This window comes from Enterobacter sp. H2G27 (assembly GCF_054403075.1).
Genome location: NZ_JBSVSI010000001.1, coordinates 2,386,399 through 2,405,888 on the forward strand (window position 1 = coordinate 2,386,399; position 19,490 = coordinate 2,405,888).

The 19,490-nt window shown below is 57.0% G+C and carries 16 protein-coding genes; 1 reads left to right on the top strand and 15 read right to left on the bottom strand.

Features of this window, described 5'->3' with window-relative positions:
- Positions 1-6: 6 nt before the first annotated feature.
- From ACW9E7_RS11320 to ACW9E7_RS11390, 15 genes are all read right to left on the bottom strand, one after another.
- Positions 7-804: a PP2C family protein-serine/threonine phosphatase gene (locus ACW9E7_RS11320; RefSeq protein WP_014884226.1), complete on the bottom strand. Its 798-nt coding sequence runs from the start codon at positions 802-804 to the stop codon at positions 7-9.
- Positions 801-2,564 (bottom strand): type VI secretion system-associated FHA domain protein TagH, encoded by a 1,764-nt coding sequence (tagH, locus tag ACW9E7_RS11325; protein ID WP_458727792.1) that lies wholly within the window; start codon positions 2,562-2,564, stop codon positions 801-803. Before tagH ends, ACW9E7_RS11320 begins: the two co-directional genes overlap by 4 nt.
- Before the next feature lie 81 nt (positions 2,565-2,645).
- On the bottom strand, positions 2,646-3,053 hold the full coding sequence (locus ACW9E7_RS11330; protein WP_111964764.1) for a putative T6SS immunity periplasmic lipoprotein: 408 nt from the start codon (positions 3,051-3,053) through the stop codon (positions 2,646-2,648).
- Positions 3,044-3,586, bottom strand: a complete 543-nt coding sequence (locus ACW9E7_RS11335) for a hypothetical protein (RefSeq protein WP_021240381.1) — start codon at positions 3,584-3,586, stop codon at positions 3,044-3,046. The genes ACW9E7_RS11330 and ACW9E7_RS11335 overlap by 10 nt, the downstream gene beginning before the upstream one ends.
- Before the next feature lie 56 nt (positions 3,587-3,642).
- Positions 3,643-4,125 carry an Hcp family type VI secretion system effector gene (locus ACW9E7_RS11340; RefSeq protein ID WP_008502640.1) on the bottom strand — a complete coding sequence of 161 codons (483 nt, stop codon included), beginning with the start codon at positions 4,123-4,125 and terminating at the stop codon, positions 3,643-3,645.
- A 180-nt stretch (positions 4,126-4,305) separates the two neighbouring features.
- Positions 4,306-4,725, bottom strand: coding sequence for a T6SS amidase immunity protein Tai4 family protein (locus ACW9E7_RS11345; protein WP_458727793.1), 420 nt, complete (start codon positions 4,723-4,725; stop codon positions 4,306-4,308).
- Positions 4,726-5,062: 337 nt separating this feature from the next.
- Positions 5,063-6,562 carry a type VI secretion system contractile sheath large subunit gene (gene tssC / locus ACW9E7_RS11350; RefSeq protein ID WP_014884232.1) on the bottom strand — a complete coding sequence of 500 codons (1,500 nt, stop codon included), beginning with the start codon at positions 6,560-6,562 and terminating at the stop codon, positions 5,063-5,065.
- Positions 6,563-6,565: 3 nt separating this feature from the next.
- Complete coding sequence (gene tssB, locus ACW9E7_RS11355; RefSeq protein ID WP_008502644.1) at positions 6,566-7,090, bottom strand: type VI secretion system contractile sheath small subunit; 525 nt, start codon at positions 7,088-7,090, stop codon at positions 6,566-6,568.
- A gap of 75 nt (positions 7,091-7,165) precedes the next feature.
- On the bottom strand, positions 7,166-8,182 hold the full coding sequence (gene tssA / locus ACW9E7_RS11360; RefSeq protein WP_458727794.1) for a type VI secretion system protein TssA: 1,017 nt from the start codon (positions 8,180-8,182) through the stop codon (positions 7,166-7,168).
- Between the two features lie 11 nt (positions 8,183-8,193).
- A complete protein-coding gene (tagF, locus tag ACW9E7_RS11365; RefSeq protein WP_029740102.1) occupies positions 8,194-8,910 on the bottom strand; it encodes a type VI secretion system-associated protein TagF in 717 nt (238 codons plus the stop codon).
- A 16-nt stretch (positions 8,911-8,926) separates the two neighbouring features.
- The gene (gene tssM / locus ACW9E7_RS11370; protein WP_458727795.1) at positions 8,927-12,547 is read right to left on the bottom strand and encodes a type VI secretion system membrane subunit TssM; all 3,621 of its coding nucleotides are present in this window, start codon (positions 12,545-12,547) and stop codon (positions 8,927-8,929) included.
- A 2-nt stretch (positions 12,548-12,549) separates the two neighbouring features.
- Positions 12,550-13,788: a DotU family type VI secretion system protein gene (locus ACW9E7_RS11375; protein ID WP_045404313.1), complete on the bottom strand. Its 1,239-nt coding sequence runs from the start codon at positions 13,786-13,788 to the stop codon at positions 12,550-12,552.
- Between the two features lie 17 nt (positions 13,789-13,805).
- Positions 13,806-15,149, bottom strand: coding sequence for a type VI secretion system baseplate subunit TssK (tssK, locus tag ACW9E7_RS11380; protein ID WP_111964768.1), 1,344 nt, complete (start codon positions 15,147-15,149; stop codon positions 13,806-13,808).
- A gap of 28 nt (positions 15,150-15,177) precedes the next feature.
- A complete protein-coding gene (tssJ, locus tag ACW9E7_RS11385; protein ID WP_047652274.1) occupies positions 15,178-15,681 on the bottom strand; it encodes a type VI secretion system lipoprotein TssJ in 504 nt (167 codons plus the stop codon).
- A gap of 23 nt (positions 15,682-15,704) precedes the next feature.
- Complete coding sequence (locus ACW9E7_RS11390; RefSeq protein WP_111964770.1) at positions 15,705-16,199, bottom strand: SH3 domain-containing protein; 495 nt, start codon at positions 16,197-16,199, stop codon at positions 15,705-15,707.
- A gap of 1,001 nt (positions 16,200-17,200) precedes the next feature.
- Between ACW9E7_RS11390 and ACW9E7_RS11395 the strand changes: the two genes are divergently transcribed.
- On the top strand, positions 17,201-19,489 hold the full coding sequence (locus tag ACW9E7_RS11395) for an FdhF/YdeP family oxidoreductase (RefSeq protein ID WP_458727796.1): 2,289 nt from the start codon (positions 17,201-17,203) through the stop codon (positions 19,487-19,489).
- Position 19,490: the final 1 nt, after the last annotated feature.

The following is a 19,490-nucleotide window of genomic DNA, read 5'->3' on the forward strand; positions in this document are numbered from 1 at the left end:
GTGTGTCTAATCAGTTCCGCAGGGAAGAAATTGTGCTGCGTCAGAGAGGGTGTGCAGCAAAGTGGTGTCCTGAGGGTTGCCCATCCATACCGCCAGGGCAGTATAGTTATCCTGAGCATTCCCCTCCTGCTCGCCATTCTTTTGAATGATTTGGTTCATTAAGGTGAGCCACTCCTGCGGCGTATTCACCATGTGCAGCGACTGCTTCATTTGCTCTTCGCTGACGCCGTGCCAGAACCCGTCGGTGCAGAGTAAGAATGCATCGCCGTCTTCAACCTGCACCACATCGCTGTAGCTCGCTTCCGGCCCGCCGTTTTCAATCCCCAGCGCAAGATAGAGCAGGTTGCTGTTCAGGTTGTCGGTCTGGTGTCCGGCATCTTTCATCTGCTGCACCAGGCTGTGGTCGGTGGTCACATGCCACAGCCATCCCCGGCGGAACAGGTACAGGCGGCTGTCTCCGGCATGCGCCCAGTAGGCCAGGCCGTAATCACGGTCAATGAACAGACTGACCAGCGTCGTGCCCATCCGGCGATAGTCCTGAACGGCCTGCTGCTCGCTGAGGATGGTGCGGTTCGCCGTCTGCACGTAGTCGCGGATGTGCTGCGCATTAAGATGTTTGTCGCCATCGAAGCGGGAGATAATGCTGTTGCGTGCCAGCTCTGCAGCTACCTCACCGCCCGGCAGGCCCGCGATGCCGTCGCAGACGACAAAGCAGGCTGAACGTTCCCCTATGGTTTCTCCCGTCTGATCCTGGTTGCTGGCGCGCGTCCCCTGGCGGGAGAGAGAAGCCGTTGCGATATTCATTTGTCTTCCGATCCGCTCTGTGAGTCTTTGTACTGATTCACCTCCATGTCGTACGCATGAAGGAAGGCCTCGCCGAACAGGGTGTGGAAGTCATCCTCAATCTCGCCCGCCGTCTCGCCATAGCTGCGAACAAAATAGTCCCACAGGGCGGCTTTGCGGCTGCCCGGCAGCGCCAGACGCGAGGTCATGCCGTTCTGCTTCGCCTGCTCTTCCAGCTGTTCCGGGTTAAAGGACTGCAGCATCGCGGCAATGATGGCGCGGATGCCGGAGATCATGCCCAGCTGGTGCGCCTGCAGATCGATCAGCGCGTCGCGCACGGATTTGGTCGGCGGCATAAAGCCCGGCATTGGGGTGCCGAACATCTGGATCAGCACGGTTTTGCCGGTCGGCAACAGCTTGAACGGGTTGTTGGCATCGTCCAGGACCATGGTCATATCGGCTTTTACGCCGCGCTTGAGGATAGAGCGCGAGGAAAGCAGCGCCACCGTTCCCTGAGAGAACATACCGAGGATCTGTCCCAGCTGACGCATATTTTCACGGTCAAACTGCGGAACGGGCTGCATTTCGCTCAGGCCCATGCCTTCCAGCAGCGCCTCCAGAAGCTCGCCCTGGAGCACTTCGCCCTTCTCACCGCTGTTTGCCGTGGCGGCTGGGGCGGCGGCGTTATTGACCGGGTCGATGCGCAGACGGCCCTTAGGGGCCTGGGCACTGCTGCGGGCAACGGCCTGCGGCGTAGGCATGGTGAAGCCTGCGTAATCCGGTCGCGCGGGCTCTTCTTCAGCGCGCGGTTCTTCCTGCGGCTCAGGGGCGAACAGCGGAGAATCGGCCAGCACGTCCTCTTCCTGCTCAGGCTCCGGCACTGGCGCAGGCTTTTCGGCGACTATGTCACCCGGATGGGTTAACGGCGCGCCGCCCATCAGCCCGAGCGGGTCGTCATTACGCGCGGCTGGCGCGCTGGCCTTACCGCCAAACAGGGCCAGCGGATCGAGCTCATCCGTCGCCTCGTCTTCTGGCTTAGCGGGGCTATTCTCGCCCGGCGGCACCAGCGTTGACGGGGTGACGTCGTCAAAAATACTCTCTTTCTTGAACAACGCTTCGTCGCTGAACAGCGTGTCCGGGTCAACGTTCTTACGCTCAAGCCTTGGATCGCTGTCGTTGAACATCGCCAGCGGATCTTCAGCGTTACGCTCCGGGGCCGCTGGCTGGGAGAATGGATCGTGCGATGCAGCTGGCTGCGGTTTTGTACGGTTGCTGGAGATGCTGTCGGAGATGGAGAACTCCTGCATCAGGCTATCCCAGATTTCCGTTGGCACGGCGGTCGGCTCGGCCTTCCCGCGCGGTGCGTTGCTCGCCGGCTTCGGTTGCGGAGCGGGCGCGGACGCGGCTGCCGGACGCGCCTGCTGATGCATGCTGGCCGCCATCCGGCTCACGGGCTGCGTATCGTGGATCAGTTCGGTCACTTCGATACGGTAGTCATCAATACCGAGAATGTCGCCATCCTGCAGCTCAACCTGACGCCCTCGCTCCAGCGGAATGTCATTTAATACCACGCGGGTGACGCTGCCACGGTTGGTCACGCGGCATTCGCCCTGGGCGTCAACGTGAACAATGGCCTGCAGACGAGAGATGGTGCGGTCATTGTCCGGCAACACCAGATTGTTATCCGTACCGCGCCCAATGGTGCCGCCCGGGGCGTAAAAATCACAGCTGCTTTGCGGCGGCTGATGACCGGGTTTTGTAGAAATAATCGTGAATCGCATGGCGTATTCCTGCTGGTATGATTAGCGCTCAAACGCTGCCGCTCTCGGGGCGAGAACGGCGGCGTTTGGGGTTAACACATTCTATTCAGTCTGCGTAAGCTTAAACTGGCCTGAAGGACCTTCCTGTAAGGTGAAGCGGGCAGCATAGCGAACAGAATCGTTTTTCCCTGACACTTTCAGAGCAACATCATATTCTCCGGCTTGCCACGCAATCCCCTGCCACTGGTGACACTGTTGGGTCGTTAACGTCACTTCAGGGCTAAACGTTGACGGCGGCGATACCGCTTTCCATTCATTTCCCGCGCGTTTCATTATGGTGGGCGAATGGCTGGTGACAGGCGCGTCTAACCCGGAGTTAGCGGGAATAGCAAAGCAGGGTTCGTTGTTTTTTAGCGTAACCGAAAGCGACTGATATTGTGCAGGATGAGATACACAGGCACTCACCGTTAATGCGATTGCTACAACACTGAGTAACTGTTTCATAACCATACCCGCCGATCTTTAGGATTTTGAATAAACAACGATAATACCTGCAGGTATTTATCCTTCAGGTCGGGCCCGATAATTCCCTCAAAACCTGCAATGTTTCGGAAATCACCCAGACCGTAATTTATCAAATAATAAAAATCTGAAATGATAGAAGCCTGCTGCTCCATACCAAAGTCCGATAGTTTTTTATCGGGGGGCAGAGAATAATTATAACTTGCTGCCCAACTGAATGCGCCTCGGGTTCGGACATTCATTCCAATCTGATGCTGCAATACATGCACCATTTCGTGAATAAACCAGTGTTTATATCGCGGAACCTCTATTGAGAAGTCATCCCGATAATGCGGCTCGCGAAAATAGAGCTCACCATTGGGGGTCATCGCGACATCTGTCGACTGCATATTAAACGGCAAATAGCTTTTATTATGGACTTTAACTTCTGAATACTTTATTGCGTCACCAAAAACCGAGCGAGCCAGTGCTATTTCGCCAATGGTGAGAGGACGGGCGCCTCCTTCCTGCAAACTTGCCATGCTATCTTCCTTCCCGGTTGATAATGACCGGGGAAACTCCCCGGCCACATACGCAATTACGCTTCTTTGTTTTCTTTGATGTTCCAGCCAGCGCTGCTTTCAGCACCTTTACCACCAGACGTGGTCTGCTCCCAGTACTGCTGTTTCACTTTCGCAGCCTGGAATGCATAGGTCACACCAACGGTATCGCCGTTGTCTGCACCGGTGTACTGAACAGAGGTGACCAGCACATCTTCCAGCGTGATGCGGGAGTATTCCACCTGCTGGCCGCCGGCTTTACAGACGGACAGCTCAACTTTGGTCAGGTGTTTACCGCTGGCGCAGTGTTTCAGGATAGCGGTGGTGGATTTGTCGATCAGCGCGTTAACGTGCAGGTCGTTAAAGTTAACTTTACCGGCACCGCCGCCACCGCCAACGCTCATATTACCTGGCTGGGAAGCGCCCCAGGAGAAGGAGGTAATATCAGTCCAGCCGGTGTGGTTAGAATCTTTAGATTCGCCCGTAACACCCTCGACCTTCAGAAACATATCAATAGCCATAATATCTACTCTTCGTGGATGAACAATATTGCTTTCGAAAAAGCACTTATATGGCAAACAGGAAAGCATGGGGCTGAATAAAACCGTCCATATTTTACCTCTGCCTCATATCAAATGACCCGTGTCATTTGACAGTCTTACATTCCCCCTGAATGAACGGGAAGAATGTGAAGTCTTTTACTACTCAGGGTTATCCTGGATCCAGCTACGATCAGGATCGCCAATGATGACTTGCGGAACCAGTTTGTTCAGTTCGTCGCTATGATAAAGACGTAGACAGTTTAAGGTTACGCCTTTGACATCGGGTTTTCGCTCTGAATGAAAACCATTAATTTGATTTTTATATTTTTCGATGAGGGCATTCACTTTATCCGTGCCATTTTCAGCATCAAAAGGTATCCACTCAATAAATGCGCTCGCACTTCGGGCCGCATCAGCAGAAAAATGACTGCCTTTATCTGCCACCTGAGCAAGACAGCGCGACAGAACTAAATCTTTTAAAACCTGCCGGTATGTTTGCTGCTGATAAAAATCAGGATAGTTATCTCCAGCACACACATAAAAAGTCATAAATGCGAGGAAAAAACAGAAATGCTTCACCTTATATCCTTTGCCATAGAACCACAGCGCATCAGTCCGACCAAAATACTAACTTTTATCTTTCCATTTTTCTGCGACAACGTATATCCCTATCGCTAATGCATTAAGTCCAGCGCATAAGAATCCATGCATTGCGATTCGCGGAACATCTTCCGGCCAGTCAAAGATAAACAGATAGTAGCCGGATACCGCCACAAACAGCATAAATGAAATTATTTGCAATATATAAACGGTTAAATAGCTGATGAATTTTCGTATTAACGCTTTCACAGTCAAATTCATTAGCTATCTCGTATTCACCGAAATGGTGCCGACCCTCCAGGGCCGGCACTCATCATCACGCGTCTTTCGTCTTCAGCGACGGCAGTTTAGATACCAGACGCAGAGAAACGGTCAGACCTTCCAGCTGGTAGTGTGGGCGCAGGAAGAACTTCGCGGCGTAGTAGCCCGGGTTATCCTCAATCTCCTGCACCTGCACTTCCGCAGCCGCCAGCGGTTTACGGGACTTGGTCTCCTGGGAGGAGTTAGCCGGGTCACCGTCGACGTAGTTCATCACCCAGTCGTTCAGCCAGCGCTCCATCTCTTCGCGCTCGCGGAAGGAGCCGATTTTGTCGCGCACGATGCACTTCAGGTAGTGGGCAAAGCGGCAGCAGGCGAACAGGTACGGCAGACGAGAGGCCAGACGCGCGTTGGCGGTGGCATCCGGGTCGTGGTACTCCGCCGGTTTCTGCAGGGACTGCGCGCCGATGAAGGCGGCAAAGTCGGAGTTTTTGCGGTGAACCAGCGGCATAAAGCCGTTTTTCGCCAGCTCGGCTTCACGACGATCGCTGATGGCGATCTCGGTCGGGCACTTCATGTCTACGCCGCCGTCATCGCTCGGGAAGGTGTGGCACGGCAGATTTTCCACCGCCCCGCCGGACTCCACGCCGCGAATCGAGGTACACCAGCCGTACTCTTTGAAGGAGCGGTTGATGTTGGCGGCCATCGCGTACGCGGCGTTCGCCCACGAGTAGCTATTGTGGTTCGCGCCATCGGTCTGCTCTTCAAAATCGAAGCTGTCCACCGGGTTGGTGCGAATGCCGTACGGCAGACGCGACAGGAAGCGCGGCATCACCAGGCCCAGATAGCGGGCATCTTCCGATTCACGCAGCGAACGCCAGGCGGCGTATTCGGTGTTCTGGAAGATCTTGGTCAGGTCGCGCGGGTTAGCCAGCTCCTGCCAGGACTCCATCTGCATCACGCCCGGTGCGGTACCGGTGATAAACGGACAGTGCGCCGCAGAGCCGATGCGCGCCATTTCGCCCAGCAGCTCAACGTCCTGCGGGCTGTGGTCGAAGTAATAGTCGCCGACGATGCAGCCAAACGGCTCGCCGCCGAACTGACCGTACTCCTGCTCGTAGATTTTTTTGAAGATCGGGCTCTGGTCCCAGCCCACGCCCTTGAAGCGCTTCAGGGTGCGGCCCAGCTCCTGCTTGGAGATGCTCATAAAGCGGATCTTCAGCATCTCGTCAGTTTCAGTGTTGTTCACCAGGTAGCTCAGACCGCGCCAGGCGCTCTCCAGCTTCTGAAACTCTTCGTGGTGAATGATCTGGTTTACCTGCTGCGAAAGCTGCTCGTCGATACCGGCAATCAGGTTCTGAATGGTACGGTAGGTATCGTTCGAGAAGGTGACGGTATTTTCCAGCGCCTGCTGCGCCAGGGTTTTGACCGCGCTTTCTACGGCGGAACGCGCCTGGTCAGTTTTCGGGCGGAACTCTTTGTTCAGCAGCGCGCTGAATTCATCCTGGCTGAACGCCTGACCCGCCTGCTGCTCGTGTTGTTGAGTCTGGTTGCTCATCGATTATTCCTCGCTACCTTTCGCGCTTTCGTCATTTTTCGGCAACTGGCTCAGGGATTTGAGCAGCGTCGGATCCTGCAGAATTTTAGCGATCAGCTCTTCCGCACCGTTTTTACCGTCCATATAGGTCAACAGGTTGGAGAGCTGGGTACGCGCTTCCAGCAGCTTGTTCAGCGGCTCGACCTTGCGGGCCACCGCATCCGGCAGGAAGTCGTCCATGCTGTCGAAGGTCAGATCCACGTTGAGCTTACCTTCGCCGGTCAGGGTGTTATCCACCTGGAACGCCACGCGCGGCTTAAGCGCCTTCATGCGTTCGTCAAAGTTGTCGATGTCGATTTCGAGGAATTTACGCTCGTCGACGGCCGGCAGGTTTTCAACCGGTTTGCCGACCAGATCGGCCATGACGCCCATCACAAACGGCAGCTGAATCTTACGTTCTGCACCGTAGATCTCTACGTCGTACTCGATCTGCACGCGGGGGGCACGGTTACGTGCGATGAATTTCTGCCCACTGTTACTCATTGCCATGATGTTCTCCATCAAAGATGCGCGGTGAAGGTGAAACGGCAGGCTCCATGCCTGTCGTCATAATGCCTGGACGCGTTATTCGCGGCGCCCAAAGATGTTTTCAAGTTGGTTAACGCCGTCTGGCGCCAGGTCGCGAATAATGTCCATAAAGTTGAGTTCTGACAGCCGCTGCACCCGTTCAATCATCAGCGGTGCGGGGTGGCTCGGTTCGTACTGCGCAAAATACTGTTTTGCTTTTTCCAGCATCAGCTGCGCGTCGGCACGGCTGGTGACCTGCACGCTGCGCCAGTCGGTGACCGGCTGAGCGGGCTGCGCTGCCGACGACGGCTGCTCTGCCTGTGGTTCTGCATGCGCCTCACGGTTCGGCAGCAGCTTGCTGATGTCGGTTACCTGACACGCGCTTGCTACCAGTCCGACGGTTTTAAGCAGCTGCTCCATCTCGGGCACGCCGCTTTCACCGAGATGCCCGGTGAGCAGCTCGCGAATGGCCAGCAGCCGTTCGTTGATGACGATAACCGCTGCGGTCCCCGGCTGGTCGCCGCGGGCCAGCTCGTCAATCAGCCGTGGACGCCCGCCGGGATAGTCCGGGCATTCGGTTTTACTGCCGTCCAGCAGGGCCTGAGCATCCCGGAGCGAAATTTCGTCGCCGTTTGAACGCAGCAGCGAGGCGTTACGCACGGCGACGGTGAGGTCGGATTTATCGCTCAGCCCTGCCAGGGCGTTAATGCGGTAGAACGGGTCGGTTTCGCCATACTCTTCCAGCAGCGGATAGAGCGGCTCCCAGTAGCGGGCGATCGCCTCCTGCACCAGCAGCAATCCGTCCGCGTAACCCGCCAGCCCGCGACGGCGGGTCCAGGCATGGGTTAACGCCAGCAGGACGCGAAGATCCTTGGTGCGGGTCAGCAGGCTGGTGGCGTATTTTTCCACCGTGTTCCAGTCAGCTGGTTCTGCCGGAATAATGGTCTCGCCAAACTGCTGTTCCGCTTTCCCAAGACTTGCCTGATTCATGCTCTGGAAGTCGGCGTCGTACTCCAGGTTTTCGCCACAGGGTTTTTCGGGACTTATTGGCGCGAGAAATTCTTCGATATTCATGAGATCCCTGCTTATTCAAACATAGGCGGATAGAGACCGTGACGGCCCGGACGAGCGCCCCCTGCCGGGTCGAACAGCAGGGTGAAAAGCTGCCCGGTAAAGTTACCGCTGTGAACGTGGGTGTACAGCGGGTAGCCGTCGCAGCGGTTGGTCCACCAGTAGCTGGTCTGACGCAGAGGATCAAAACATTCAGCCGCCTGCGGCCAGCCCAGCGTGCTCTGGCCGTCCTCGTCATAGCCAATCACATCAAGTATGTCGGAACGCTTTTGCGGCTCGACCGGCTGCGGCGCCGGAATGGTCATCAGCATTTCGTCGAGCTGCGAGGCGGAAAAACTGTTGCGCACCGCGTGCAGCCCCAGGCGCCCAATCTGCTGATACCAGCTTTCGGCCTGGCTGAGCAGGCTGGTCGACCATTCGGACGGCGCGAAGCTCAGCTGAAGGCAAACAGGATACTGTCGGCCAACGCTGTCGCGGCCGGGCAGCAGACAGCCCATCTGAATCATCTGGCTGCCCAGCATGGGCGGTACCACAAAATTCCACACTGGCGCTTTCTGAAACTGGCGCTCGCCGCTGCGCTGCTCTTCCTGCTGCCAGGCCAGCAGACCGACCTGGAACCAGTGTGACCACTGGCGCTGTAAAGTGTCAGGAAAGCGACGCTGCAAAAAATCTCCGGCGCTGGGTAACTTGCCATACCAGCTGTAGCGGTTCATCGCAGGGGTATTCGTCATACGGCTGTCCTTGCGGTTATGGGCATGAGAAACGGGGAAGCTGGAACGGGTTACGAATGCTGTTTGGCGCAAACTCCAGCGTGACCTGATGTCCGTCGACGTTAAAGGTGGCCTGACGGCTGAGGCTACCCGCCCCCGGGCTGGTGCTCGCTTTATCAAAGAAGCGGTTCAGCGCCCAGGAACCGTTGGTCACCAGCGTCGCCGTGCTGCCGTTAGCCAGACCCAGCTGCATGCGCACCTGGTTGGTGCCGCCCGGCCCCGGCCAGTTCATGATCTGCACGGCCTGCGGGCCGTGGCTGTAGCGCAGCAGCTGGCCGTCAACGTCCAGCGTCAGGTTCAGAATGGAGTTATCCATTCGCACGGTGCGAACCGTCACCTTAAAGGACGGCGTGGTTGCGCCGTTAGCAAAGAAGGCGTCGCGAATCGACTGGGCCTGCTGGAACGGTCTCAGCAACCCTTCACTGCCCGGCAGCGTTTTACCGTCGATACCCGGCATAAAGCGCCAGTTTGCCTGGGTGGTGTCCACTTTGCTGGTCAGGTTATCGCGAAAGAAGGTATCCATAAGCCCGGTCCCCGGCGCAAACATGCGCGCGAGATCGTCAGGGGTGACCTCGGTGCTGGCGCTGCGCACCAGCGGGTAGCGACCGGCAATTGCCTGGCGACAGAACCCGCCCACTTCAACGTTAATCCGCTTCCGTACGTTTTCCAGGTCACGACGCTGGGTATCGCTGCTGGCGCCCACAGCCATGTTGCTGAACATGGTTTGCAGCCCGCCCGGCAGACGACCGGCGCTGGCCTGCAGGCGGCTGATCGCCTCCCCGCCCGGCGCCGGCATGCCGCTGTTGGCCGCATCCTGAACGGCGGTCAGGTAGCGATACAGCTCATCCACCTGCTTGAGAAAATCGTCAAACACGATGGTCTTCCCGCCCTTCTCCAGCGGCTGGGCCAGCTCAATCATCGGCGCGTAGTGGTCGGTCACCAGCTGCTCCGGCGCCTGGGTAACCGCGGCGGCCTGCGTCGGCGCATTGTCATTATTACTGAACAGCGCTTCCAGCGTGCGGGTGGCGCGGTTGCTTTGCGCCTGTGCTTTACCTGCATCTTCCGGCGCTGGCGTATCGCGGGAGAGCGTCAGGACCTGGCTCAGGTTCTGCACCAGACGGCGCAGCGGCGAGTTGGCTCCGGAGAGCAGGCGCGCGGTGTTGATGCGCTGGGAAAGATCGGCGCTGTTGTTCAGCTGAATGTCGGCGAGGAAGCGATCCCAGTTCGCGATAAAGTCGCGCATGTACAGCTGGCGCACGGCGTTGTCGATCTGCTGTTTATCCTCCTGCGCCATCGCGGCCCCCAGCACCCAGGCGTCGTCCTCGTGCAGAGCGGTGGTTACGCTGTCAATCTGGCCGTTAAAGCTTTTCCAGTAGCCGTCCGGCGTATAGAGCCCCGGTACGCCTTCGCTGACCGGCTTGCCGCTTTTACGGGAAAATACCAGCTCGCTCTGCGGCCCGCCCAGGTCGGAAAGGGAAACCGGCTTCAGGTTGTCATCATGCTCCAGCAGGCGCTTGAGGCGACCGTACACCCGCGTGGAGAGCGGCTGCTGGCCGATCATCGCCCTTTCGCGGGCAACCAGCGATTCGTCCTGCGCGTACGGCGAGGCCTGAATCTTCGGCTCCAGCAGCTGCGTCAGGTGCCATTCAAGCTGCTGCAGCTGCGCCTTCGTGACGTTCTGCGGCAGATTCCGCTGCAGGTTGAGCATCACCCACGAATGCAGGAATTTACCGTCGTAGTGCTTTGGCTGATAGAGCATCTGATAGGCTTTCAGCGCTTCATAGCTGTATTCCACATCGCTGCCGTTGTCGTTACGAAGCCAGGTGGTGATGTGCATGGCAACGGCAGGGAGCAGCATCTGATCCAGCGCTTTCTGATACAGCGACTGCGAGGCGTCGCTGACGTCATCCCCGCGATAGAGTCCCATACGGCGGGATACCGGCGGATCGTTGACATCAAACGCGTCGCTTTTCGGCAGGTCAACCAGACCGTTCAGCAGCGGCAGCAGATCGAACAGGTCACGCTGGGTCTGGTTCTGTAAGGCTTTGCTCTGCTGGTCCAGCAGCGGCACCTTCGCATCCACCTCTTCCAGGTAGGCCTTGTTTTTGGCATAGCTGGTCAGCCACAGACCGCCCAGGATCACCAGCAGGGCCAGCAGCGCCGCGTAGCCGGACCATATCACCGCCCGGTTGCGCAGTTCCCACCAGCGGTTTTCGCCTGCGATCCCGGCTTCCTGGAAGATGACGTTTTGCAGCAGGTTCTTAATGAAGAAACTCTGGCCTTTTGCGCCCGGGATTGGCGCTTCTTTGCTGACTGAATCCCAGTTATCCGCCTCTCCCCCTTCCGGCAGCGACAGCGCGCGGTTCAGTTCGCCCATCACGCGGTCGAACGGCATGCCTTCCTGCGTCCCGCTGGCGAAGTAGATCCCGCGCGGAGAGAACTCGGTTTCGAAGTTGGAGCGGGCGAAGACGGTGCTCAGGTAGTCCGCCAGCAGCGGACGCAGCGCGGCGAACTCCTGCGGGAAGAGATACGCTTCTGCGCGGGTTTTCGCGTCATGCTCTTTCAGCATGGTTTCCGGCAGCCCGGCATCGAGGCGCTGCTGCAGCAGAGAAAACTCCTGCTGGAAGTTGCCCATCAGGTCGTAATCGGCGTGTTTGGTTTGCTCCCACGGCAGCGTAAAGCCCCAGATCTGGTCGCGCTGCGCTTTATCGTAGTCGGCAAACCAGGCGCGGAAGCCTTTAAGCAGGTCGGCCTTGGTCACCATCACGTAGACCGGGAAGCGGATACCCAGCTGTTCATGCAGCTCGGACAGGCGCTGGCGCAGGTTCACCGCCTGCTGGCGGGACGCCTCGGCAGACTGGGTCAGCAGGTCCGAAATGCTGATCGTGACGATGACGCCGTTGATCGGCTGGCGGCGACGGTACTTGCGCAGTAACCCCATGAACTGCAGCCACTCACCGGCATCCTGCGCCTGCTCGCTCTCCTGGGTGGTATAACGACCCGCGGTGTCCAGCAGCACGGCCTCGTTGGTGAACCACCAGTCGCAGTTACGCGTGCCGCCAATACCCCGCAGGGCGGTCTTACCGAAACGATCGGCCAGCGGGAACTGCAGCCCGGAGTTGACCAGCGCCGTGGTTTTGCCGGAGCCCGGCGCGCCGATAATGACGTACCACGGCAGCTGATAGAGATATTGCGTGCTGAAGCGCTGCGTCCACTGGGCGCCCTGGCCCGCTTTGCTGAAGTGCGCTTTTTTAAGCATCTGCGCGGCTTCATCAAAGCGGCTGGCGAGGATCTGCTCCTCGCTGTTCAGCCGCTTCTGCGGATCCGCCGCTTCCTGGCTGGCGGTGTTCTCCTTGAGCTTGTCCATCAGCTTGCGGTTAAGCCAGGCATTATACAGGCGCGGCAGAATGTGGCCCTGCGCCCAGAGCAGATAGACCACGGCGATGCTGATAATACGGTTCTGCTCAGATTCGAGCGGTCGGGTGTCCACGATGGACAATAGGGGACCAATCATCCAGATCACCGCCGCAAGCGCCGTTACGCCGAGGAAGCTCCACAGAATGCGATTGGTCAAAATGGAAAGAAGTGTAGTCAGCATCCTTAGTTTCCTTGCGGCAATCCGTTCAGCTCAGCCTGCGTATTTTCAGGCGACACCAGCAGAGTAATTTCCACACGGCGGTTACGGGCGCGGTTTTCTGGCGTCGTGTTCGGCGCTACCGGGTTAATCTCGCCCCGCCCTTCCGCTTTCACGCGGCCAGGCTGAGAGAGGCTTCCCTGCAGCATTTTCTGTACCGAGCGGGCACGTTCCAGAGAGAGTTCATAGTTAGAGGCAAAGCGCGCGCTGCGAATCGGCACGTTGTCGCTGTAGCCCACCACCAGAATTTTGCCGCTGACGTTATTCATCGCCTGTGCAATGCGGTTGATGACCGGTTCATAGCGGTCGCGCACGACGGTCGAGGCGGAGGCAAACAGACCATCCCCCTTCAGGATAACGACGCTGCGGTCCGCTTCGTCTTTCACCGCCACCAGGCCAGCCTCGATTTCAGGCTTCAGGAAACCGCGAAGGTTCAGCACCGCCGGTAGCTGACGGGCCGGTTGCTGAATAGTGGTTTCCGGCAGCTGGGACTGGTAAATCTTCGCCAGCACCGGGTTGGTGCTGTCGCCAAGACGCCAGTTAAGCACGATATAGAAGAGACAGGCGATAAACCCGGCCAGCGCCACGCAGGCCCACAGGGGAACCATCGGCCGCCAGAGCTTACGCAGCACGGGACGATCTTCCGGATGGGGAGAAAGCGGCGGCGGATAGCTGCCGCGCACGCCGCGGATCATCTGCCACAGCCGCTGCTTGATGGTCTCAAGCTGGGTGCGGCCGTTATCCAGCACCCGATAGCGCCCTTCGAAACCCAGCAGCAGGCAGTAGTTGATCATCTCCAGCAGCAGAATGTGCTCGCGCGGGTTTTGCGACAGGCGCGCCAGCAGCTGGAAGAACTTCTCGCCACCCCATGTTTCGTTATGGAACGTCACCAGCAGACCGTTGCTGGACCAGACGCCGCTGCTGCCCCAGGGGGTGAGCGCGGCGGCCTCGTCGAGCGCCGTACACAGGCAGTAACGTGCCCCGACGATCACTTCGTAGGGCAGCCCTGCCTGCTGGCAGCGGACTTCAAAACGGCGAATTTCATCGATCAGGCGCTGGCGTAACGCCACCTGATCGTCATGGGAGACCGAATGACGGATCTGCGGAATCGCATTGAGCAGCGGATTGGCGGCCGCCACCAGCTGATTGTTGCTACTGGCCCCGGTAAACGCGGCATCGCTGCCGGTGTCCTGTCGTTCCTGCATATTAAGCGCTCGCTTTATTATTCTGTCGGGCTACGGATGGCCCAAAACTCCATATCCAGCCCCGGGAACTCCCCTGCAAGGTGCAGGGCGAATGCGCCGGACTTATCCATCTCGTGCCACAGCTCGCTGCCCTTCTCGAGCTCGAAGTAGCTGTAGCCGGCATGCCACGGGATCTGCGGCGGCGCGACCGGCATGGCCCGCAGCATAATGCCCGGCAGCTGAAGCTGAACCAGATCGCGGATTTTCGACACCGGTGCGACCTTCATCTGCGCCGGGAAATGGGTTTGCAGGTGTTCGCCCGGCACGTTGGCTTTTACCGCCAGCACGAAGCCGAACTCACGCACCATGCTGGTTTCAGGCACCGTGGCGATGTTCAGGCCGTGAGAGCGTTCGTTAAGCGGGATCTGAATCGCGTGGTCTTCCATCACCAGCGACAGTCCCTGACGCAGCATCAGCATGAGCTTGCTGAAGCAGTTTGCCAGATCGTCATGATCGTAAATCGGCAGCACGCTTTCAGCGGTCCGCTGCGACGTCCAGGTGGCAAGTTCGGTCGCAAACGGCAGCCAGCTGCGCCAGAGCGTTTCCGGATGCAGCAGCGGGAGGGTTTTTAAATGAGACACCTCGCCCAGATGACGATTAACCAGCGACAGCAGCGTGAACTCAATCAGTTCAGAAGTATTAAAGCGACCGGGCTGGCGCAAACGACCACCAATTTGCTGGCTGCGCTGTACCAGCAAGCCGTGCAGATCGTTGATCATGCTGTAGATCTGCGGGCTGTTGTTGGCATTGAGCATCGGCGGGATGTAGCTGTTGTCGAGCCGCACGTGGTTGTCGTTACGTTTCTCCGTCACAAACGCCACGCCGATGGCGGTCCATTCTGCCGTGAGGTCTTTTTCCAGCATCAGGGTCAGACGCAGGCGGCCAAACTGAACGGTGGCATCTCCCACCGACATGGCGTTGTCGTCTTCCACCTCTTGCTCGAAAGCGATAAAGCGCGCCAGCGAGGCTGCCTCTTCGCTAAAGATCACCTCTTCTCTCTCGCCACGACGAACCGGCAGCGCGAGCACCACCTTTTCGTTAGTGAGATTGTCAGGAATTTTCAGCGGTACAGGACCGTTGCGCCCGTTACGGACCTGGAAAAAGGTGCCGTCCGGCAGCAACCCACTGCAGTAGCTCAGGGCTATGCATCCCTGACGAAGCATCGCTTCATCCAGTTCAACGTCAAGAAAGCCCCAGAGATACGATCGCTGCAGCGCGCCCCATTCACGAACATGGTTGAGCAGATAGCTTTCAGTCCGCTGAAAATGGTGTGGACGCAGGAACATGCCTTCGGTCCAGACAACCTTTTCTGCTTTCGTCATGATGATGTATTTCCTGTTTTGAAGCGCGTTACTGGCTGATGACCCGAATGCCGTTCACGTCGAGAAAAACGTTGGCCTGGAGTTCATCTGCGGACCATTTCCAGAACTGGTAGATATGATTTTCGCCAGGCACGGGCAGAGGAAGTGAAACGCGCCATTTTTTGCCATCCAGCACCTGATACTCCGCCATCACGCCGATGTAGCGGGCCTCCGGAGAGCTTTGCCCGCTGAGGGTTTTGGACAGCTGTCCCGGCATCAGGAAAAACACGTCGCTGTTCAGCAGATTCGCGCCAAGCGTGGCTGACGCGTTGTTCTGCAGGGAGTAAAAGTCGCTGGACATGAAATCCGCATCGGATTTCAGCAACAGCACCCGGACCTTAAGCGGCGCAGATTCATTGATTTGTGGATGAGCCTGAAACTGCAGATTGTAGCGGGAGGGGTCGCTGTGTGAAGACGACGTACAACCACTGACCAGGGCGAAAATCACCGCGTAAAAGAATAACCACAGCTTATGAAAATTTTTATTATTCATAAAAATGCGCTCATTAAAGCCGTTTAGTTCAGGATCCAGGTACCGTTAGCGCTGTCTTTGCAGGCTTTGCTGTTGCCATCGACATCGACACAGGTCGCTTTTTTACGCGTCTTCGGACGAATAGCCTGTTTACGCACGGCGGCGTCGTACAGGTCGGCCTTGATCACGGCGCGCATCGGGACGTAACCAATCAGCTGCTCGTTACCTTCATCGGCAAGCGCCATCCAGTAGTGTTCAACCTGACCCAGCACCACGTACGTTTTTCCGGTATCAAGAGTGCGGATAACTTTACCGCCGAAGTCAGGGCGGCTCATCAGAGAGGCCGGATACATAGCACGATACGGCTCGTTGACCGGCGTGAACTCCGCCGGCGGGGTAACAGCGTGACGGTGGGTTAAGGTGACGCCGTTGACCTGACTGGTCTCGATCGTATCGTCGTTGATCACAGGTTTCTGCGGCGCTTTACAGCCCGCCACCGCCATTACAAACAGAAGTGAAAACAGTACGCGCATTTTCATATGCTTTTCCGTAGCGATATTTCGATGATGAAGATAAGGGGGTGAAGTTTGACTTAAGTGCTATTGTTAAAATAGCCAGGGTATTTTCGGGGCGTTACTATTTTAAGGGCATAGCTACCGCACGAGCCCTTCAGAATAAGGCCCAGCGTCTTCCTGACATATTTTGACAAACGGTAAGCAAGTTTACATGAGCTTTGCCTCAATTCAATATTTACCGTTGCGTAACTGTTGCTAAATGAAGCAGTCGGAAAATTATAGGATTAATCCTATGAAAAAACCCGACATAGCCCAAACTCTCTTATTTCCCTACCAAAATACACTGCAACTTAATGTTTTATATACCAAAAACACAAAAGAGAAATACTTTCATTAACGCAATACTGCTATTATCGCCACTACCATAATTAGTAGAATTTGCGTATTGATGAGGTCAGCAGAATATATCAACGATGAATTATTTGTTGCACTAACAGAGTATCTTTAATATCGATCGGACTCTAAGACTTGAATGTGACTATTTCACTTATGTTGCAGGGCGTTAATTTCACGCCTAAAAATAACTTTATATTTCTCGTTATGGCAATTATCCCGTCAGGCCTAAATTTTATCCATTAATCATTAAGCCTGAGTTAACCTTCCTGACCTTATAGCAGCCGAAAATGCTCGCGATAGCCCGCCAGCTGTGAATGTTTTTTATTGTCACCGCTCAAAGGCTTCATTCGAAACTTTATTGGTGCTACATCCTCTCCTGCTCGCCCCATCTATCTTGCTTACCATGCGATAGATAAGATTTATTATTAAAATGATAAAAAATCGTTATAATTTCTTTAAATATTTCAACACCAGACCCTATAAAAAACTGTAATAAAAAGAATTTAAGTTAAAGCATCTTTTCGTACCGTACGCGCGTCGCCATCCGGTCGTCATTGCTTTCGCCTATCGTTCTTTGCAGCGCTTTTAGGGGTTCAGACGTTGTGTGACCGAACAAATCAGGAGTGGGTATGAACAAGAAAAGACGCTCGGTGCCGGGTATCAGACACTATGACGGTCCTGCCGGCGGCTGGGGCGCATTGAAAGCGACGGCCATTGCGGTACGTACCCAAATGGATACCCTTGATGCCCCCGCGACGCTGCTGCGCACCAACCAGCCTGACGGCTTTGACTGCCCGGGCTGCGCGTGGCCGGATAAAGAACACAAATCGACCTTCCAGTTCTGCGAGAACGGCGCCAAAGCGGTGACCTGGGAAGCCACCAGCAAACGCGTTACCCCCGCGTTTCTGGCCGAAAACAGCGTCTCCTCGCTGCTGGCAAAATCGGACTTTGAGCTGGAAGGTTACGGTCGACTCACGCATCCCCTGCGCTATGACCGGGCAAGCGATACCTTCCGGCCCGTCGTCTGGGACGAGGCGTTTGAACGCATCGGCGAAGTGCTGCGCGGGCTTGAACCGGACCAGGTTGAGTTCTATACCTCCGGACGGGCCTCTAATGAAGCGGCTTATCTGTTCCAGCTGTTCGCTCGCGAATACGGCACCAATAACTTCCCCGACTGCTCTAATATGTGTCACGAGGCCACCAGCGTCGGTTTGCCGCGTTCGATTGGCATCGGGAAAGGCACCGTCTCGCTGGATGATTTCGACAAGACCGAGTTGGTTATCTCCATCGGTCACAACCCCGGCACGAACCATCCGCGAATGATGGGCACCCTCCACGAGCTGGCCCGCCGCAACGTGCCGATTATCGTCTTTAACCCGCTGCGCGAGCGCGCCCTCGAACGTTTCGCCGATCCGCAAAGCGTGATTGAAATGGCAACTTACGGCTCTACGGATATTGCCTCAACCTACTTCCAGGTAAAGGCCGGGGGCGACGCCGCCGCGCTGAAAGGCATAGCTAAACACCTGCTTGAAATGGAGGCCGAACGCGGCGACGTGCTCGATCGCGCGTTTATCGCCGGACATACCCAGGGCATTGAAGATTTCACCGCCGATATCGCACAGACCCGCTGGGACGAGATCGAGCGGGAGTCAGGTCTCAGTCAGGCGGCCCTCAAAACGGTAGCAGAGGCCTATGCGAAATCGAATGCCACCATCATCACCTACGGGATGGGCATTACCCAGCACAATAAAGGCACGGCGAACGTCCGCCTGATTGCGGACCTGCTGCTGCTGCGCGGGAATATTGGCAAGCCCGGTGCGGGAATATGCCCCCTGCGAGGTCATTCAAACGTTCAGGGGAACCGTACCGTCGGGATTAGCGAGAAACCCACGCCGGCCTTCCTGAACCGTCTGAAGGACGTTTTCGGCTTTGAGCCGCCGTCTCACCATGGACACGATGCGGTGCAGGCCACGCAGGCGATGATCGACGGCCGCGCGAAGGCGCTCATCTGCCTCGGGGGTAATTTTGCGGTGGCGATGCCCGATCACGAACGTGGTTTTCCGGCGATGGGTAACCTGGACTTGAGCGTGCACGTCGGCACCAAGCTGAACCGTACCCATCTGCTGGTGGGCAAAGAGACCTTTATTTTCCCGTGTCTTGGCCGTACCGAGCTGGATGTTCAGGCTACCGGTCGTCAGTCCATTACCGTCGAAGACTCGATGTCGATGGTCCATGCCTCATCCGGCAAGCTGAAACCCGCCTCACCGTTACTCCGTTCGGAACCGGCTATCGTCGCCGGCATGGCGAAAGCCACACTGCCGGAAACCCGCGTGGACTGGCTGATGCTGGTTGAGGATTACGACCGCATCCGCGATCTGATCGAGCAGACCATCCCGGGCTTTGAGAACTACAATGCGCGGATCCGCGTTCCCGGTGGCTTCCGTATGCCGCTGCCGCCCACGCAACGCATCTGGCCAACGGCGACGGGAAAAGCGATGTTCTCGGTGTTCGACGGTGTTCACGAAAACGCCAGCGGCGAAGGTGAGCATGTTATGCGGCTAATCACGCTGCGCAGCCACGACCAGTACAACACCACCATTTACGCCCTTGACGACCGCTACCGTGGCGTATTTGGCCGCCGCGACGTGTTGTTCATGAACGAGGACGACATGGCGCAGTCAGGGCTGGAACATGGCGACCGCGTGGATATCGAAACCGCCCTCCCCGGCAGCGTTCAGCGTCTGAAAGACATTACCGTGGTGGCGTACAACATCGCGCCGGGGACCGTCGGCGCCTATTATCCGGAGGCCAACGTGCTGGTACCGCTGGATTATCTGGATAAGGACAGCGGTACGCCGTCGTATAAATCCGTTCCGGTTCGCATCACCCTGCGCTCTAAAGAGATCCGCATGCTGTAAG

Bases quoted from the DNA above. Each gene is read 5' to 3' on its own strand.
- tssJ (WP_047652274.1), bottom strand. From the start codon at position 15,681: ATGAATAATAAAAATTTTCATAAGCTGTGGTTATTCTTTTACGCGGTG.
- tssC (WP_014884232.1), bottom strand. From the start codon at position 6,562: ATGAGCAACCAGACTCAACAACACGAGCAGCAGGCGGGTCAGGCGTTC.
- tssK (WP_111964768.1), bottom strand. From the start codon at position 15,149: ATGACGAAAGCAGAAAAGGTTGTCTGGACCGAAGGCATGTTCCTGCGT.
- tagF (WP_029740102.1), bottom strand. From the start codon at position 8,910: ATGACGAATACCCCTGCGATGAACCGCTACAGCTGGTATGGCAAGTTA.
- ACW9E7_RS11375 (WP_045404313.1), bottom strand. From the start codon at position 13,788: ATGCAGGAACGACAGGACACCGGCAGCGATGCCGCGTTTACCGGGGCC.
- tssB (WP_008502644.1), bottom strand. From the start codon at position 7,090: ATGGCAATGAGTAACAGTGGGCAGAAATTCATCGCACGTAACCGTGCC.
- ACW9E7_RS11320 (WP_014884226.1), bottom strand. From the start codon at position 804: ATGAATATCGCAACGGCTTCTCTCTCCCGCCAGGGGACGCGCGCCAGC.
- tagH (WP_458727792.1), bottom strand. From the start codon at position 2,564: ATGCGATTCACGATTATTTCTACAAAACCCGGTCATCAGCCGCCGCAA.
- tssA (WP_458727794.1), bottom strand. From the start codon at position 8,182: ATGAATATCGAAGAATTTCTCGCGCCAATAAGTCCCGAAAAACCCTGT.
- ACW9E7_RS11335 (WP_021240381.1), bottom strand. From the start codon at position 3,586: ATGGCAAGTTTGCAGGAAGGAGGCGCCCGTCCTCTCACCATTGGCGAA.
- ACW9E7_RS11340 (WP_008502640.1), bottom strand. From the start codon at position 4,125: ATGGCTATTGATATGTTTCTGAAGGTCGAGGGTGTTACGGGCGAATCT.
- ACW9E7_RS11390 (WP_111964770.1), bottom strand. From the start codon at position 16,199: ATGAAAATGCGCGTACTGTTTTCACTTCTGTTTGTAATGGCGGTGGCG.
- ACW9E7_RS11395 (WP_458727796.1), top strand. From the start codon at position 17,201: ATGAACAAGAAAAGACGCTCGGTGCCGGGTATCAGACACTATGACGGT.
- ACW9E7_RS11330 (WP_111964764.1), bottom strand. From the start codon at position 3,053: ATGGTTATGAAACAGTTACTCAGTGTTGTAGCAATCGCATTAACGGTG.
- tssM (WP_458727795.1), bottom strand. From the start codon at position 12,547: ATGCTGACTACACTTCTTTCCATTTTGACCAATCGCATTCTGTGGAGC.